This window comes from Kordia algicida OT-1 (assembly GCF_000154725.1).
Classification (GTDB): domain Bacteria; phylum Bacteroidota; class Bacteroidia; order Flavobacteriales; family Flavobacteriaceae; genus Kordia; species Kordia algicida.
This window is the reverse complement of record NZ_DS544873.1, coordinates 4,267,026-4,280,272: the sequence shown is the minus strand read 5'-3', so window position 1 is coordinate 4,280,272 and position 13,247 is coordinate 4,267,026. Positions and strand designations below refer to the sequence as shown.

12 protein-coding genes and 1 tRNA gene are annotated in these 13,247 nt (G+C 33.2%); 4 read left to right on the top strand and 9 right to left on the bottom strand.

Annotation, left to right across the window (positions count from 1 at the left end; all coding sequences use genetic code 11):
• Positions 1-187 precede the first annotated feature (187 nt).
• The 3 genes from asnS (at position 188) to KAOT1_RS18275 (ending at position 4,008) form a co-directional block, all read left to right on the top strand.
• Positions 188-1,630: an asparagine--tRNA ligase gene (gene asnS / locus KAOT1_RS18285; RefSeq protein WP_007096377.1), complete on the top strand. Its 1,443-nt coding sequence runs from the start codon at positions 188-190 to the stop codon at positions 1,628-1,630.
• A gap of 314 nt (positions 1,631-1,944) precedes the next feature.
• Positions 1,945-3,402, top strand: a complete 1,458-nt coding sequence (gene rpoN / locus KAOT1_RS18280; RefSeq protein WP_007096376.1) for an RNA polymerase factor sigma-54 — start codon at positions 1,945-1,947, stop codon at positions 3,400-3,402.
• Entirely contained in the window at positions 3,403-4,008 is a 606-nt protein-coding gene (locus KAOT1_RS18275; protein WP_007096375.1) for a hypothetical protein, read from the top strand.
• On the opposite strand, the gene KAOT1_RS18270 is transcribed toward KAOT1_RS18275, so the two are convergent.
• From KAOT1_RS18270 to KAOT1_RS18235, 8 genes are all read right to left on the bottom strand, one after another.
• On the bottom strand, positions 4,003-4,701 hold the full coding sequence (locus tag KAOT1_RS18270) for a porin family protein (protein WP_007096374.1): 699 nt from the start codon (positions 4,699-4,701) through the stop codon (positions 4,003-4,005). The two genes, KAOT1_RS18275 and KAOT1_RS18270, sit on opposite strands and share 6 nt — an antisense overlap.
• A 106-nt stretch (positions 4,702-4,807) precedes the next feature.
• Positions 4,808-5,299: an ExbD/TolR family protein gene (locus KAOT1_RS18265; protein WP_007096373.1), complete on the bottom strand. Its 492-nt coding sequence runs from the start codon at positions 5,297-5,299 to the stop codon at positions 4,808-4,810.
• A 13-nt stretch (positions 5,300-5,312) separates the two neighbouring features.
• Positions 5,313-5,936, bottom strand: a complete 624-nt coding sequence (locus tag KAOT1_RS18260; RefSeq protein WP_007096372.1) for an ExbD/TolR family protein — start codon at positions 5,934-5,936, stop codon at positions 5,313-5,315.
• 2 nt (positions 5,937-5,938) lie between these two features.
• Entirely contained in the window at positions 5,939-6,349 is a 411-nt protein-coding gene (locus tag KAOT1_RS18255) for a hypothetical protein (protein ID WP_007096371.1), read from the bottom strand.
• A gap of 30 nt (positions 6,350-6,379) precedes the next feature.
• Entirely contained in the window at positions 6,380-7,108 is a 729-nt protein-coding gene (locus KAOT1_RS18250; RefSeq protein WP_007096370.1) for a MotA/TolQ/ExbB proton channel family protein, read from the bottom strand.
• Positions 7,109-7,185: 77 nt separating this feature from the next.
• A tRNA-Ser gene (locus KAOT1_RS18245) sits at positions 7,186-7,273 on the bottom strand.
• 57 nt (positions 7,274-7,330) lie between these two features.
• Positions 7,331-8,359 carry an asparaginase gene (locus KAOT1_RS18240; protein ID WP_007096369.1) on the bottom strand — a complete coding sequence of 343 codons (1,029 nt, stop codon included), beginning with the start codon at positions 8,357-8,359 and terminating at the stop codon, positions 7,331-7,333.
• Between the two features lie 131 nt (positions 8,360-8,490).
• Entirely contained in the window at positions 8,491-9,258 is a 768-nt protein-coding gene (locus KAOT1_RS18235) for a TatD family hydrolase (protein WP_007096367.1), read from the bottom strand.
• A 161-nt stretch (positions 9,259-9,419) separates the two neighbouring features.
• On the opposite strand from KAOT1_RS18235, the gene KAOT1_RS18230 reads away from it, so the two are divergent.
• Positions 9,420-9,860 carry a retropepsin-like aspartic protease gene (locus tag KAOT1_RS18230; RefSeq protein ID WP_007096366.1) on the top strand — a complete coding sequence of 147 codons (441 nt, stop codon included), beginning with the start codon at positions 9,420-9,422 and terminating at the stop codon, positions 9,858-9,860.
• A gap of 351 nt (positions 9,861-10,211) precedes the next feature.
• Here the strand turns inward: KAOT1_RS18230 and KAOT1_RS18225 are convergent, their stop codons facing one another.
• Positions 10,212-11,810, bottom strand: a complete 1,599-nt coding sequence (locus KAOT1_RS18225) for a recombinase family protein (protein WP_007096365.1) — start codon at positions 11,808-11,810, stop codon at positions 10,212-10,214.
• Positions 11,811-13,247: the final 1,437 nt, after the last annotated feature.

The window sequence follows — 13,247 nt, the reverse complement described above, 5'->3', positions numbered from 1 at the left end:
AAGATACTCTTCGTACAAAATGAGACTTTAATTTTATTTAGTAACCTTTTAACTGTTTGGCTAATTTTATTGATTCTATTAAATTGATTCCGCTGCTCATCATACAACTAAGCAACAAAAATTTGTGATAGCGCATTTCATAAGTTTTCGCTAATAAACTATATTTGTCGACTAAATTATTTGAAAGATGAAATCATACACAGTCGCTGAATTATTACATTCAGAAACATTACTACAGGAAGTTACTGTAAAAGGTTGGGTACGAACGTTTAGAGCAAATCGTTTTATTGCTTTAAATGACGGATCGACCATAAAAAATATTCAATGTGTTGTTGATTTTGAAAATACCAATGAAGATATTTTAAAACGTATTGGTACAGGTGCTGCTGTTGCTATTAAAGGAGAATTGATTGAAAGTCAAGGAAAAGGGCAAAAAGTAGAAGTTCAGGTAAAAGACATTACAATTTTAGGTGATGCTGATCCGGAAGAAGTATCAAAAACAATTCTTCAACAGAAAAGACATACATTAGAAAAACTACGTGAACAAGCACATTTGCGTACACGTACAAATACATTTAGCGCTGTAATGCGTTTGCGTTCGTCATTATCATTTGCCATTCACAAATATTTTAATGATAACGGATTTTATTATATGCATGCGCCAATCATTACAGGAAGTGATGCAGAAGGTGCTGGAGAAATGTTTCGTGTTACGACATTAGATCCTAAAAATCCACCACTAAACGAAGAAGGAAATGTAGATTATACACAAGATTTCTTTGGAAAGGAAACAAATTTAACCGTTTCTGGACAGTTGGAAGCCGAAACCTATGCAATGTCACTTGGAAAAGTGTATACGTTTGGACCGACATTTAGAGCCGAAAACTCAAACACATCACGTCACTTGGCAGAATTTTGGATGATTGAACCAGAAGTTGCGTTCATGGATTTGGATGGAAATATGGACTTGGCAGAAGACTTTATGAAATCTGTATTAAGTTACGTGTTGGAACACAATGCGGACGATTTGGCATTTTTAGAAAATCGTTTGATTCAAGAAGATAAAACCAAACCGCAAGCGGAACGTAGCGAAATGACTTTGACAGAGAAGTTGCGTTTTGTGATTGACAATAACTTTAAACGTGTAAGCTATACGGAAGCGATTGATATTTTACGCAATTCTAAGCCAAATAAGAAGAAGAAGTTTAAGTACATCATCAACGAATGGGGCGCAGATTTACAAAGTGAACACGAACGTTTCTTAGTAGAAAAGCACTTTAAATGTCCTGTAATTTTATTTGATTATCCTGCAAATATCAAAGCGTTTTACATGCGTTTGAACGAAGATGAAAAAACAGTTCGCGCTATGGATATTTTATTTCCAGGTATTGGAGAAATTGTCGGTGGATCGCAACGTGAAGAACGTTTGGACGTATTGAAAGAAAAAATGGCTGCCTTAGATATTCCAGAAGAAGAACTTTGGTGGTACTTAGAACTTCGTAAATACGGAACTGCAGTACATTCTGGTTTCGGACTTGGTTTTGAGCGTTTGGTAATGTTTGCTACAGGAATGAGCAATATTAGAGACGTAATTCCTTACCCAAGAACTCCGCAAAATGCAGAATTTTAATATAGATATATAATACTTGTAAGAGCAGACTTTTTTCGAGTCTGCTTTTTTTATGACCAAATTTACTTACTTTTCTTTCATATTTTCTAACTACAGGAAAAACTACCGTTTTCTTCGCAAATGCGTTACTATTTTTTGTGTTACAGCTTCCAATACCTTTATAGGTTTTTTATATTTGTGTATATCTGTGCGCTGTTTTTTAAAAAAATAATAGTATTTTTAAATAATGGTCTCATTTTTGATTGGCACTACCAATAGTACGACTAAAAACCAATCCATTTTTAAGCTCTGAAAAGAGTTTTACACCAAAAAATATGCTTAAACAACAACTAAACTTTAGACTATCCCAAAAATTATCACCACAGCAAATTCAGTTGATGAAGTTGATTCAATTGCCTACACAAGCTTTTGAACAACGTTTGAAACAAGAATTAGAAGAAAATCCTGCGCTAGATAGTGGAAAAGAGCAAACCGACGATTTTGATTCCGATTTATCCAATGAATATGACGACGATTATGGAAATGAAACGATTGCCGCAGAAGATATCAATATTGATGATTATTTGAGTGACGATGAAATTCCTAGTTACCGTTTACAAGCTAATAATTACAGTGCCGATGATGACGAAAAGAGCGTTCCGTATGCTTCTGGAACTTCCTTCAATCAACATTTAAAAAATCAATTAAATACGTTTCGACTTTCGGAAGAAGATCGTGAAGTTGCGGAATTTTTAATAGGAAGTGTAGATGAAAGTGGTTATATACGCAGACCTTTAGAAGATATTGTAGACGATTTAGCATTTACTCAAAATATCTTTACTACGGATGAAAATATTGAAAAGATACTGAATATTGTCCACGAATTAGATCCTGCTGGAGTTGGCGCGCGAAATTTACAAGAATGCTTGTTAATTCAGTTGCACCGAAAAGAACCAACAGCTTCTATAGAGCTTGCTATCGCGATTTTGGAAAAGTCGTTTGAGCATTTTACCAAAAAACATTACAAGAAACTTTTACAGAAATTTGATATTACGGAAGTTCAATTGCGCGATGCCATTTTAGAGATCGAACGCTTGAATCCGAAACCTGGCGGATCGTATGCTGGGAATACGAAAATTATTGAGCATATTGTTCCCGATTTTACCATTCGCATCGTTGAAGGTGTTTTAGAGCTGACATTAAACGGTCGAAATGCACCAGAATTGCATGTTTCAAAGGAATACAATAACATGTTGAAAGGCTATAAAGATTCGCGTCAGAAAACGAAATCTCAGAAAGATGCCGTGATGTTTATCAAACAAAAGTTAGACGCTGCAAAATGGTTTATTGATGCTATTAAGCAACGCCAACAGACACTTTTGGTAACGATGAACGCTATTTTACATTATCAGGAGGAATATTTCCTTACGGGAGATGAGCGCAAATTAAAACCAATGATTTTAAAAGATATTGCCGATATGATTAATATGGACGTTTCTACCGTATCTCGTGTGGCAAATAGCAAGTATGTCGATACGCCGTATGGAACGAAATTAATCAAGGAATTTTTCTCTGAATCCATGAAGAATGAACAAGGAGAAGATGTGTCTACTCGTGAAATAAAGAAAATTCTGGAAACAGTTATTGAAGAAGAAAGCAAGAAAAAGCCGCTTACCGACGAAAAATTAGCAACAATTTTAAAGGATAAAGGCTATCCAATTGCGCGAAGAACGGTGGCGAAATATAGAGAACAACTTGATATTCCTGTGGCACGATTACGAAAGAAAATATAAATGCGTAGTTTTCTCAACGTAATATCATACCTATTTCATCCAATTTTTATTCCTGTAATGGCAACTGTTGGCTATTTTTTAGTCACGCCTCGCTTGTACGAACTAAATTTTAAGATAGATGTAGTCATTACCATTTCTATTTTTACCATTTGTATTCCAATTCTGATTTTTATTTTACTGAAACGCTTCAAGTTGATTGATTCTATTTTTGCTAGAAAGGTAGAAGAACGAAGAATTCCGTTGTATGTTTATGTATTGATTTTATTTTTGATCGTGACAAAAGTCATTACTAAATCTATTTTTGCAGAGTTGTACGATTTCTTTTTAGCGACCTTATTTGCTTCGCTTGTTTGTTTGGTGCTTGTATTGTTTCGAGTAAAAGCAAGCATGCACATGATGGGCGTTTCTGGATTGTTAATGTTTTTAATCGTATTGAGCATCACGTATCAACTCAATATTATCTTTGCATTGAGTATTTTGATTTTAGTGACTGGACTCGTAGGAACTTCGCGATTATTTCTAAAAGCACATACGTTTCCTGAACTGATTATTGGCTTTCTTATTGGGGCAATTTCGCAACTTTTGATGCTGTATAATTGGTTATAAGATGTAAAACATCAAGCCAACTTTGATAGTATTCATTTCAAATTGTTCGCCGCTTGTAGTTGCGGTTCCATCTTTAAAGAGTTTATTCAATCCATAATATACATGAAAATTCCAAGTATTGTAACCTGCACTTAGTGTCAATCCGTACCGAAAACGGTCAAAATCATCATTTTGAAACTTTATTTTCTCGTTATCTCCAACAAATTTAGAAACTCCTGAAAAGATATATCCAAATTTTATCCCACCATAAATACGCCAAAATTTATAATCGGTTGAAGTTGATGTTCTCCAACGAAATTCAATGGGAAGTTCTACTTCGTGTGTTCGGTATTTATTTCGCTTGAAACCTTCATCACTGGCAATTGCTTCATAAGAAACTCCTGCACTTGTTTCTGTAGCTTTTAAGTTATGAAAATAAGAATTATAGGAATATCCTACACCAATTCCAATAGCTTTGTTACGCTTCTCATTAATAGGAAAATCACGAATAAATCCTAAGTGTATTCCGTTAGACAGGTTATTTTGAGAAATGCCGCTTGGGCGATTTTGAAGAATGTTATAGGTAAATCCAATATAGAATTGATCTTCTCGGTAGTTTTCATCTGGAATAGTGTCTTGTGGTACTTCTTCTTGCGCGATAAGAGTTTGCATTCCTATAAAGATGATTAAAATTTTGATGACGTAGCGCTTCATTCGTTTTCTATATTAGCTGAGTAATTTTATAAACAAGTAGTACCAAGATAGCATAAAAAAAGCACTCTAAAAAGAGTGCTTTTTCTAAATATAAATTTAAGATCTTCTATTTGAAATTTTGTTGCACATTACCTTTTCGGGTAGTGTAGTTAATCTTTAAAGCATTAATTTCACGAAGTTGTTGTTTAATATCAGCTATTAAACCCATATTCGTTTCGTTATCTACCTTTAGTGCAGTAATCGCAATATTTTGGAATTGCTGCCCAAGTTTCGGATTGTTATTGATTTCATTGAACCAATAATCTTTGATTTCAGAAACATCAGCAAATTTATCATTCAACTGAATTTTTGCTTGTGTTCCAAATTCTTTTTGGTATCGTGAACTTGGCTTTCCTGCATAAATGTAGATTACTTTATCATCTTTATTCAGAACTTGTACTTGATCTGCGTATGGCAATTCTTGTTTTACTTTGTAATCATCTTTTTTAAACGTTGTTACCGTCATAAAGAAGAATAATAACATGAAAACAATATCAGGCAAAGCTGCTGTAGATACTGGTGGCAATTCACCACTTTTTTTCTTTTTAAATTTAGACATAGTAGCTACATTTTTAATTGTTAGTTTCCGCTTCAGATATCTTCATAGGATACATATCCTTAATCACGTCCATTTTCTTTTTTAGTTCTTCTTTAAGTACTTCCCCAGTTTGCGGGTGAGAATAAATTGAATCCATCGTTGTATATGAACTATTTTTCCCATAAAGTCTTATAGCTTCCCTGTTTCTCAACGTATTGTAGGCTCCTACTAATTCGTTTTGAACTGAAATAAACGTTTTATAATCTGTTTCTCTGTCATTTCTTACAGAGACGATCGCTTTGTTCGGATGATCGGAAGAATCCGGACTTCTTTTACCTTTGCAGTAATTACAAGGTTCTCCTTTCTCGTTAGTTCCTCCTCCGTTGTCTAGAAATTCTATCGCTGCTTGCCTCAAGTCTTTCAAATCCATTACTTCTTCTTCAACCAAAAGATCATTGTTTTTATTTACAAGTACTGTAAATAAGTTCTTTTGCTTGATAATTGGAGGTGTTACTCCTGGAGGTGGCATTGGAGGCAACTTTCTGTTGATACCATTGTCCACTTCAAAAGTAGTTGTTACTAAGAAAAAGATAAGAAGTAAGAACGCAATATCGGCCATCGAACCTGCATTAACTTCTGGTATATTTCTTCTTCCCATAATTATTTATTAAGTGATTTTTTGATTCCAAATCCTATCATTGCTAAAACAGCAACTGCTGCTAAGAAGTAGAACATGTAAATTCCTGTTCCTACCCATTTAGAGGTTCCTGCATCGATGGAGATATCTCCAACTTCTCTTAGCTCATCACTTGCAGACACATAAGAAAGGATTAAAATGATTGCTAAAACAGCAATTGAGATTAATGACTTCTTAAGAGCCTGTGGATTAGTAGCTAAGTTTTTGAGTCCAAAGAATACGGCAATTAAAGCAGTGAAAACAACAAGGATTTCACCTGCACGAATCATCATATTCCCATCAGATTTGCCTGTAAGAATCGTGATGTATAGGATAGCTCCTATAAGCGCGATAATAGCAATTACGATTGTTAATATTAATTTTAATGATTTCATATTATATTGTATTGTATAAAGTTGACAGTATTATTTCTTGTAACGAACCAATAAATCTATTAAAGAAATAGATGAATCTTCCATATCGTTTACAATACTATCAATCTTAGCAATAATATAGTTATAGAAAATTTGAAGTATAATACCTACTATAAGACCAAATACAGTTGTTAATAAGGCTACCTGAATAGAACTCGCAATTAACGAAGCATCTAACGAACCTACAGCTGCAATCTTATCAAAGGCTTGAATCATACCAATTACCGTTCCCATGAATCCTAACATCGGTGCAATGGCGATGAATAATGAAATCCAAGATACGTTTCTTTCAAGTTGTCCCATTTGAACTCCTCCGTATGCTACTACTGCTTTTTCTGCATTATCAACACCTTCGTCCATACGATCTAATCCTTGGTAGAATATAGAGGCAACAGGTCCTTTTGTGTTTCTTGCAACTTCTTTTGCAGCTTCTACACCACCCGTTGCTAATGCATTTTCAACATTTGCTAATAATCTCTTATTATTAGTTGAAGCCATATTTAAATAGATGATTCTTTCAATACATATTGCCAATCCTAAGATAAGACATAACAATACAATTCCCATGAATCCTGGTCCACCTTTAATAAAGTATTCTTTTAAAACTTGGTGAAAACCTTGAGCCTCTTCTGTTTTTTCTGCTACGTCTTGCGCTGTTGCAACACCTACATTTAAAATCGTTAACATGGCTACTGCCATAATAGAAAATCCTTTTTTCATTTCTCTTGAACTTAAATTTTGTTAGTTAATCGGGTTAAAGATATAAAAATTTTATAATTATTTACGATAAAATTATGCAGAGAGGAAGGGATTCGAACCCTCGATACGGTTATGCCGCATACACACTTTCCAGGCGTGCGCCTTCGACCACTCGGCCACCTCTCTTTATCGTCGGGCAAATAACAAAAAATATTTTAGTTTTTGAAATATATCCAGTTATTTTTAGGACATTTCACCTCTAATTTGTGTTTCAAAGACAGTTTTGAACTCAGATTGGCTAATTTTTCTTCCCAAAAGGTACATTAATTTTGCAATTGCAGCTTCGGAAGTTATGTCCTTACCACTGATGATTCCTAAGCTTTTTAACGCAACACTGGTTTCGTATTGTCCCATAATAACTTTTCCTCCAGAACACTGTGTAACATTTACAATAATTATACCTTTCTGCTTTATTTCTTTTAAAAAGTTTAAAAACCATGCTTCTGTTGGTGCATTTCCAGCTCCATACGTCTCCAAAATGATGGCTTTTATGGTATTTGAAGCCAAAAAACCTTCCAAACTTGCCAATGTTATTCCAGGAAATAGTTTGATTAAAGCAATATTATGGTCTATTTTTTTGTGAACTTTGAAGGGTTTTTGTTTCGCAGGACGCCATAAGTTTTCTTTGAAAATTTTTAAATGCACACCCGATTCTGCCAAAGGTGGATAGTTTAGCGAATCGAATGCTTCAAAATGTTCTGCATTTATTTTTGTGGTACGATTGGCTCTGTAAAGTTTGTATTCAAAATATAATCCAACTTCTGTAATCTGCGGATTTCCGCTATCGTCTTGTAAAGAAGCTATTTGAATTGAGGTAATGAGATTTTCTTTGGCATCTGTACGCAAGTCTCCAATAGGCAATTGCGATCCTGTAAAGATGACTGGTTTTGCTAAATTTTCTAACATAAAACTTAGCATAGAAGCCGAATAACTCATTGTATCACTTCCGTGCAAGACAACAAAACCATCAAATTTTTCATAGTTTTCCTCAATAATTGTTGCCATTTTTATCCAATAGTTCGGATTCATGTCAGAAGAATCTATCGGAGCATCAAAGGCAACCGTTTCTATCTCACAGTCTAAATGCGAAAGTTCTGGAATTCGTTCTAATAGTTTATCGAAGTTGAAAGCACGCAATGCACCTGTTTCGAAATCTTTTATCATTCCAATGGTTCCACCTGTGTATATAAGTAAAATGTTGGGTTGCGTCATGGTTTGGGTGTTGGGTTTTGGGTAGCTTTGTTCCGTTATTTGTGGATTTGTTAATTTGTCTTTTTGTGGATTCGTTTATCTGTGCGTTTCAATTTCGAGTTCAAATCCAAATTCAGTTTCAACTTCATTTTTCAAACTCCAAAGATAGCTTTTGAATTTTTAGTGGTGATTTCGGCAATTTCTGCTGTGGATTTTTCATAGATAGAAGCTACTTTTTCAAGTACATTCATCACATAACTGCTTTCGTTTCGCTTTCCTCTGTATGGCGTTGGAGCTAAGTATGGCGCGTCTGTTTCAAGCACAATATGTTTTAATGGTATTTCATGCAGAAACTTGTCAATTTTTCCATTTTTAAACGTGACAACTCCACCAATTCCCAATTTCATATTGTAACCAATTGCTTTTTCTGCATGTTCTTTGGTTCCTGTGAAACAGTGAAAGATTCCGAATAAAGATTCACTTTTTTCTTTTTCTAATACTTCAAATACTTCATCAAAAGCATCACGACAGTGAATTACAATCGGCAATTTATATTTTTTAGCCAATTGAATTTGGTATTGAAACGCTTCTTGTTGTTGTTTTAAGAATGTTTTATCCCAATATAAGTCAATTCCAATTTCGCCAACTGCATAGAATTTTCGCTCCGCCAATAATGTTTCAACATGCGCAATTTCTTCTTTATAGTTTTCTTTTACGTGTGTTGGATGTAAGCCTGACATTAAAAAAACTTCGTTAGGATAGTCTTTTTCAAGTTGAAACATACGTTCTGTGTAGGTAGAATCAATTGCAGGAACAAAAAAACGTTGTACTCCATTTTTTATAGCGCGCTGCATCATTTCGTTTCTATCCTCATCAAAAGCTTCACTGTATAAGTGTGTATGTGTGTCTGTGATTATCATGCCGTAAAAATAGTATTTTCAATAAGATTTATGTGTGGCTTCTTTTTAAAAAGTATGACAGGGCGTTATTTTTTTGTGAATACATGACAATTATATCATAAATAATGTAGCGGCATGGCTTTTGATTTGTAAATTTACACGAATTAAAGCGTTTTGCATAGATGAAAAATAGTTTACGAAAGTTTCTGCTCGATAAAGGATATCAGCGTGTTAAGTTGAATCGAATTAACACAAATCATTACGAAGTAAAGGCAAAGATTAATGGTGTTGAAGGAAGTTTTATTCTAGATACTGGCGCTTCTACTTCTTGTGTAGGATTTGAAGCTGTGAAAATTTTTAATTTAAAAGCAAAAGATTCTAAAATAAAAGCTGCTGGCGCTGGCGCCGTGAATATGGAAACGCAGATTGCTAAGAATAATAAGATTCGAATTGGAAAGTGGAAGAAACAACGAGTTGCCTTAGTTTTATTCAATTTAGATCATGTAAATACGGCGTTGACACAACATGAAGCACAACCTGTACATGGAATTATTGGAGCCGATATACTGCGAAAAGGGAAAGCCGTGATTGATTATGACAAGAATTGTTTGTATTTGAAATAAGGTTTTCTAGACTTTTTAGAGCTTTAGATTGTTAGACTTTTAGATTGTAATCATAACCGAATTCGTTTAACTAACAGTATTGAATGAGCTTTTTGGCTTTTTTTGAAATTCAAAAGAAAATACTGCAACATTTAAACTTTAATAATCATAGTTTAACGTCAGTTCGATATAAATCATTCAATTTATATTTATAGTAGTTTTAGAAATAACTCTGCTATATAATTCATTTTTAGGGTTTTATTTTCGTTTTCTTTGCTTACCCAAAGAATACTGAATCAAGTTCAGCACAGGCATCAACAAAAGAAAGGGAACTTTTCCAGAGGTATTTTTAGTTTTTCTTTTAGAGAAAAACTAAAACCGCATGAATTTTTCTAAATTTTCTCCAAGGTTTACCTCATGCAACTTTTTACTTTTGGTTGTATTTGTGCTAGTTTTATTTTTATTGTAACTAATTGATAATTTGCTTGTTATATCCAATATCGGATTCACTTCAAAACTTAGATAACGATCATTTTGACGATTGTACCTTATACCGTTTGGGAACAACAAATTTTGTAATTTCTGCTTTACCACACAGTTTGATAACTCCCACGTTGTAGGCAAGTTAGCTAATAGTTTTATCGAGTTTTCAACGTATAAATCAAACTTAGATTTTTCAATCGTACTATTTTGAATTTCCTTTTCAATTGCTTGATACTCTAGCTTTAATTTTTCATTATGCTTACTATAAAGTTCCATATTAATTTCGCCATATACAAATCGTTCCTCTACTGTTTCAATCTTCTGCTTGATTGCCTTTAGATTGTATTTTAATTGCGCTATAATATCCTTATTTGATTCATTGTGATACTCAAAGGTATATTTCATTTGTAGCTTAAGCGGTGCGATGAATTTTTCATCGATTTGAAAAGAGTTTAACAGGTTTTTAAACTTGTCATTTAGCTTATCAGCACGACTGTAACCACTACACCCTTTCGCATTGCACCTGTAATAATTGATTTTATATATTTTTTCAGTGTATCCTGTGATTGGTTTTCCACAACCATCACACGTAATGAATCCTTTTAATGGCAAGTGCGGATTGTTCTTTTTGTGCTTGAATCCTGCACCGTTTTTCTTTGCATTGATGTTATTGACTTGTAGAAATAACTTCTTTGATACGATAGGTTTGTGATTTCCTTTTACCACCTTACCTTCTAGTAAGCTATTTGCAATGAGTCCGCAGTATACAGGATTTCTAAACATATCTGTAAGTCTTGGTGGACTTAAATTAACTCCGTAGTTTTTTAAACGTCTGATGATCTCAACATTTGACAAACTTTCGTTTGCTTTCCACTGAAAAGCTTTGCGAATAAACTTTGCTTTGTCTGAATGAATTAATATAGGGCGGTTTTGCGTATCTCTAGCATTTTTAAAACCTATTGGAGCGTTGCCAATATAGAAACCTTGCAATAGGCGTTGCTTCATTCCTGTAATGGTTTTTTCTTTTCGCTGGTCATTATCGTATTTACTAAAGAGTAAGTTTAGGTTTTGAAAGAATGTACCCGTAGATGTTTTGGTGTCCATTGGCTGTGTGACCGATATTACATTGATACCTTTAGCCTGTAATTTTTCAACCGTTGTAATAGCGGTAGAACCTGCACGAGAAAAACGGTCAATACTGTAGACAATGATGTTTGATATTTTTTTCTGACGTACAAAAGTGAGCATTTTTTGATATTCTTTTCGATCGTCATTTTTCGCACTTTCGTTTGTACCACCAAAATACGCACTTATTTCAAGTTTGGCACGTTGTGCATACAGGGTACAGTATTCGCGCTGTGTTTCTAAAGAGGTATTTTCTTTTTGCTTTCCGCTAGAAACCCTTGTGTAGATAACTGCTTTGTTGTTATTGATAACAGTTTTAGTGCTTTTTTTTCCGAAGCTTTGGAAGTCTTGAAGATTGCTCATGGCTTGTAATGATGTTATGTGTTACTAATGATAGTTCTTTGAGTGTATGTATGATTTGCTCAGCTTCCTGAGTAGATATATCAGCAAACCCGTTGAAGCTTTTTAGTTGCTCCACTGAGATTGTTTTTAACGGCTGTATATCTTTTACATGTTTCATTGAAAGGAACTATCATACGCCTGTAAGCGATGAGACTATTTAAAGCAAAAATTCCTTTATTTAAAATTGTAAATTTAGCTGAAATCATAGATTTCAATATTACGAAGAATTGAAACCTAATCAAACCGTTTTTAGTTAATTAACAGTTAAAATCCTACAATTTGTACTTCAAAGAATTGCCTTTTATTTTTTTTAGATGAATTTGTGTTGTGTTCTCGTTTTTATTTTCTAGTATCGATTGGTAGTGATGCTACAGGATTTCAAAGAGCATGACAGGATTATATGTATCGTTTTCATTGTTTTTTTATTTAAAAATGAAAAAAAATAGAATAGTTAAAATGGGATTCGCCACGATTGGAAGCGATTAGCATCGATTCGACTAGATTCGACGCAATAAAAGGTAATTTTGTTTTTATCAATTTCATATTCAAGAATTTTTATTTAGTGCTGGCAACCTTCAAAACCATTTTAGCGTAAATGGATTTAAGTTGAAAAATTATTTCTTCTCTTATATGTACTTACGATCTGTTACAATTTTTCGAGCTTATTGGAACAAAGATTTAGTATAAGTTTGAAATATCATTTGTTCACTTTTGTAACTTGAACCTAAAGCCTACAAAAGCAAGTTTTAACTAGATAGAAATACTGATAGGATATCCACAGCAATGTTGTTTGAAAAATGACTGTTATTTTACTTATTATTTTACTCGTTAATTACCTTTTGTTGTTTTACCAATTAGCTTCTATTTAATTTTCAGCTAGAGATATTTTCTATTTTTTAAATTATTATGATTTGTGTTTTTTATTTGGTTTTAGGATTCAACATTCTTTTCAAGTATGTCAATTTATCATTTCATCGTTGTTAGGACTTTACAAAGACTTCTGAAATTCAGACATCTATTTTTATCAGTACAAAGATTTAAAATGAAATTGGAATATCATTTGTACGTGTTTTGTATCATACAAATCAAAACACTTCAATTTTATCAATACAAGGATTGAGAACTAAATTGAAATATCATTTATAAAATTTTATGCAGTGTACAAAAGCATTTAAAAACTTGTAGGCTCTATAGAACTTGCTTGAAAATGAAATTATTATTTGTTTTTTTAACAATCTTCTGAAGATTAGAATTAAAATTAACTCTAAGAAAATGAATTTAATTTCTGTTTTGAGGAAATATTTTTTTTAGAAAACAGTCGATTTGTAGGTTTTAAGCATCTTTTCTACAAAAATATATCAAAATAGAATGTCGGCTTCTTTTTGTTTAAAAAATCAA